Here is a 4,591-nt window from a genome sequence, read left to right on the forward strand (position 1 = left end):
CTACGGCCGCGGCGCCCGGATGAAGTTCGAGGCCGACGAGGTCACCATCACCGGTGGCGTCCGGCACGGCGAGACCATGGGCGGACCGGTGGCGATCCAGGTCGGCAACACCGAGTGGCCCAAGTGGGAGAAGGTCATGTCGGCCGACCCCGTCGACCCGGCCGAGCTCGACGTCCTGGCCCGCAACGCAGCTCTCACCCGGCCACGTCCCGGTCACGCCGACCTGGCCGGCATGCAGAAGTACGACTTCGACGAGGCCCGCCCGATCCTTGAGCGAGCCTCCGCCCGCGAGACCGCGGCGCGCGTGGCCCTCGGCCGTGTGGCCGCGCACTTCCTCTACCAGGCCGTCGGCGCCGAGATCGTCAGTCACGTGGTCGAGCTCGGCGGCGTCCGCGCCCCTGCCGGCTCGGTCCCGGAGCCGGGCGACGTCGAGCGCCTCGACGTCGACCCCGTGCGCTGCCTGGACCCCCATGCCGCTATCGCGATGGTCGAGCGCATCGACCAGGCACACAAGGACGGTGTCACCCTCGGCGGCATCGTCGAGGTCGTCGTCCACGGACTGCCGCCGGGTCTCGGCTCGCACGTGCACTGGGACCGGCGCCTCGATGCGCGCCTGGCCGGCGCGCTGATGGGCATCCAGGCCATGAAGGGCGTGGAGATCGGGGACGGCTTCGCCACCGCCGCCACCCCCGGCTCGCTGGCCCACGACGAGATCGTCTCCACGCCCGAGGGCCTGCGGCGTACGTCGGGTCGCTCGGGTGGCACCGAGGGCGGGATGACCACCGGCGAGATCCTGCGAGTGCGAGCGGCGATGAAGCCGATCGCGACCGTGCCACGCGCGCTGCGGACGGTCGACGTCGCGACCGGTGAGGACGCCGTCGCGCACCATCAGCGCTCCGACGTCTGCGCCGTGCCCGCCGCCGGCATCGTGGCCGAGGCCATGGTCGCGCTCGTGCTGGCCGACGCCGTGATCGAGAAGTTCGGTGGCGACTCGGTGCGCGAGACCCGCCGCAACGCGGAGTCCTACCTCGACACGTTGCGCTTTCGATGACCCCCCGGGTCGTCCTGATCGGGCCCATGGGGGCCGGCAAGAGCACCGTGGCAGGGCTGCTCGCCGAGGCATGGGGCGTGCCCGCGCGTGACACCGACGCCGACATCGAGGCGACGGAGGGGCGCGAGATCTCCGAGATCTTCGTCGACTCCGGCGAGGCCCACTTCCGTGCGCTCGAGGCCGTTGCGGTCGCCGAGGCGCTGGCCACGCACGACGGCGTGCTCTCGCTCGGCGGGGGAGCGGTGCTCGACCCCGCGACACGCGCCCTGCTGGAGGGTCACCGCGTCGTCTTCCTCCGCGTTGGGTTGTCCGAGGCCGTCAAGCGCGTCGGCCTGGGCGTCGGTCGCCCGCTGCTGCTCGGCAACGTCCGCTCCCGGATCAAGGCGCTGCTGGACGAGCGGAGCCCCATCTACGAAGCCGCGGCCACCTTCGCGGTCGACACCGACGCCCGCGCCCCCGACGAAGTGGCGGCCGAGATCCTGGAGAGGCTCGCATGAGCGACACCACCCTGCATGTCGCCGGCGCTGCGCCGTACGACGTCGTCATCGGCCACGACCTGACCGGCCGGTTGCCAGCGATCCTGGGCGAGTCCGTGGAGCGGGTCGCGGTGTTGTACGCCGGCGAGCTGGCCGAGCAGGTGCAGCCGCTGGTCGACCTGCTGGTCGAGCACTACGACGTGCTGGCGTTGGGGCTTCCTGACGGGGAGCGCGCCAAGACCGCGCCCGTCGCCTCGGACTGCTGGGAGGCGCTCGGCGAGGGCGGTTTCACCCGTTCCGACGCCGTCGTCACCTTCGGTGGCGGCGCCAGCACGGACCTCGGCGGCTTCGTGGCCGCGACCTGGCTGCGTGGCGTTCGGGTCGTGCACGTGCCCACCACCGTGCTGGCGATGGTCGATGCTGCCGTCGGCGGCAAGACCGGCATCAACACCGGCGCGGGCAAGAACCTCGTGGGCGCCTTCCACGAGCCCGCGGGCGTGCTCTGCGACCTCTCGTTGTTGGCGACGCTGCCGCGCGACGAGTTCGTCGCCGGACTCGGCGAGGTCATCAAGTGCGGCTTCATCGCCGACCCGGTCATCCTCGACCTCGTGGAGGCCAACGACGCTGCCGACCTCACTGCCGACTCCGACGTCACCCGCGAGCTGATCGAGCGGGCGATCCGGGTCAAGATCGACGTCGTCGTCGACGACCTGCGCGAGACCGGTGGCGTCGCTGGTCACCCCGGCCGCGAGGTGCTCAACTACGGCCACACCCTCGCCCACGCGATCGAGCGCAACAGCGGCTACGCGGTCCGCCACGGCGAGGCCGTGGCGATCGGTGCGGTCTTCGTCGCCGAGCTGGCCGCCCGAGCGGGCTCCCTGGCTCCGGCTCTGGTGGAGCGGCACCGGACGGCGTTCGCCCGCGTCGGACTGCCGACGACCTACGACGACGCGTCCTTCGAGGACCTGCGCGACGCGATGAAGATCGACAAGAAGTCGCGGGGCAACCAGCTGCGCTTCGTGGTGCTCGACGACATCGGCCGGCCCCGGATCCTGGCCGGCCCGACCGAGGACGACCTGCGCGCGGCGTACGCCGCGATCGGGGGAGGGTCGTGAAGGTCCTCGTGCTCAACGGTCCCAACCTCGGACGACTCGGCCGCCGGCAGCCGGAGATCTACGGCCGCACGACGCACGCCGAGCTCGCCGACCAGTGCATCGCCTGGGGTCGTGACCTCGGCCTCGAGGTCGAGGTGCGGCAGACCAACCACGAGGGCGAGCTGCTCGACTGGCTCAACGCCGCCGCCGACGAGGGCACACCGGTCGTGCTCAACGCCGGCGCCTGGACCCACTACTCGCTCGCACTCTGGGACGCCTGCGCCCAGCTGAGCGCGCCGCTGGTCGAGGTGCACCTCTCCGACCCCAGGCAGCGCCCCGAGGAGTTCCGACACACGTCGGTCGTCGAGCCGCACGCGATCGAGACGATCGTCGGCCGAGGGATCGAGGGCTATCGCGACGCCCTGGCTGCGGTGTCGCGCGCGCCAGGCTGATCGCGGGCGACCCCCGTCGACACGGCACCGTCCGCTGAGCGCACATACTCAGGTGCGGAGCCTCGAGATGCGGGAGCATCAGGCATGTTCATCTATGCCGACCAGCAGGCGTGTCCGGGCTGTCGCTCACCTCTCCCCTCCCCGGCCCTGGCCTGTACGGCCTGCGGGCTCGCCCTCACCGGCCCCGAGCCCCAGCAGGTCTTCCGCGCCCTGCAGCAGGTCGACGCGCTGGTCGCCGGCATGTACGCCGCCGCGGGCCCGGCGACGGTGCTCGACCCGGCCCAGCCGAAGAAGCCCCGCACCGCGATGAGCTCTGCGTCGGTGCCGCGAATCCTCCTCGGACTCGGGGCGCTGTGCCTGCTCGTCGCCGCGCTCGTCTTCCTCGCGGTCGCGTGGTCCGCGTTGGGCGTCGATGGTCGGACCGTGGTCCTGGGCGTCTTCACGATCGTCGCCGGCGTGCTCACCGTCTGGGTGGCCATGCGTGACCTGCGTGCGGGTGCCGAGGCGCTGGCAGCCGTGACGCTCGGGCTGCTGGCCCTGGTCCTGGGCGGAGCCTGGAGGGCAGGATGGTTCGGAACCCTCGGCGATGAGGCCTTCCTCGTCGTTGCCGGCCTGATCGTCGCTGCGGCAGCCGTCGCGACCGCACGCTGGGCCGCGACCACTCCGGTCGCCCTCCTGGTCGGTGCGCAGGTCATCGCGACCCTCGCACTGGTGGCTGCCGCCATCGGCACGGCGGGCGTGATCGACCGTGGCAACGCCGTCGCCGCGCTGGCGGCCCTGGCCATCTTCCTCGGCGGAGCAGCGATCGGCCACCGCCTCGGGCTCGGGGTCCTGGTCCTGGGTACCGTCGCCCTGACGGCCGTCTGCTGGCTCCTGCTGGCGCTGGTCGGGGTCCTGCGTCTGGACGAGCTCACCATCGCGCGACTGTGGGGCGACCTGGCCGTGTGGCCGCTCCTCATGGCCACCGCGCTGGTCGCGGCCCTCGCCGCTGTTCGCCCAGTCCCGCGCGAGCTGCGGATCCTGGCGGCATCGACGGCGGTGGCGCTCGGCACCCTGCTCGTCACCGCAGTCTCGTTCGACGAGTCGCCGACGCGACTCGCGCTGGTGGAGCTGGCCGTCGTTGCGGCGTACGCCGCCGTCTCGACCCGGCTCCCGGGCGTCTGGAGATGGGTCTGCGCCGCACCCTCGGCCATCGCGGCCCTGGGCCTGGCGGCCAGCGTGATCCGGCTCACGGTCGTGGCGACGGGCGAGCTGGTCCTCAACGAACCCTGGACCCGCGGCGTGCTCGACCGCCTCGACGCACCGGACGTCCCATGGACGTGGCCGCTGCTGCTCCCCGCAGGTGTCGTGGGGATCAGTGTCACGGTGGCGACCATCCTGCACTGCGCCGACCGCCGGGCACGGACAGTCGTGGTCCCCGGTGCGGCTGCCAGCGCGGTCGCGCTCGCGCTGATGCCGGCGCTGTACGGCGCCCCGCTCGCAGCCGCCGTAGTGGCCGTGCTCGTCGCGACCCTGGTC

The 4,591-nt window shown here is 72.7% G+C and carries 5 protein-coding genes; all 5 read left to right on the forward strand.

Annotated elements, in window-relative coordinates; all coding sequences use genetic code 11:
* On the forward strand, positions 1-1,051 hold a 1,051-nt coding region (gene aroC, locus RMO85_RS00770), incomplete at its 5' end, for a chorismate synthase (protein WP_310525834.1).
* Complete coding sequence (locus RMO85_RS00775; protein ID WP_310525836.1) at positions 1,048-1,548, forward strand: shikimate kinase; 501 nt, start codon at positions 1,048-1,050, stop codon at positions 1,546-1,548. The genes aroC and RMO85_RS00775, both read left to right, overlap by 4 nt.
* On the forward strand, positions 1,545-2,642 hold the full coding sequence (aroB, locus tag RMO85_RS00780; RefSeq protein WP_310525838.1) for a 3-dehydroquinate synthase: 1,098 nt from the start codon (positions 1,545-1,547) through the stop codon (positions 2,640-2,642). The genes RMO85_RS00775 and aroB overlap by 4 nt, the downstream gene beginning before the upstream one ends.
* Positions 2,639-3,073 (forward strand): type II 3-dehydroquinate dehydratase, encoded by a 435-nt coding sequence (locus RMO85_RS00785; RefSeq protein ID WP_310525839.1) that lies wholly within the window; start codon positions 2,639-2,641, stop codon positions 3,071-3,073. Before aroB ends, RMO85_RS00785 begins: the two co-directional genes overlap by 4 nt.
* An 84-nt stretch (positions 3,074-3,157) precedes the next feature.
* Positions 3,158-4,591 (forward strand): hypothetical protein (locus RMO85_RS00790; RefSeq protein WP_310525840.1); only part of this gene is annotated, 1,434 nt, incomplete at its 3' end.

The organism is Nocardioides sp. (genome assembly GCF_031422975.1).
Lineage (GTDB): Bacteria > Actinomycetota > Actinomycetes > Propionibacteriales > Nocardioidaceae > Nocardioides.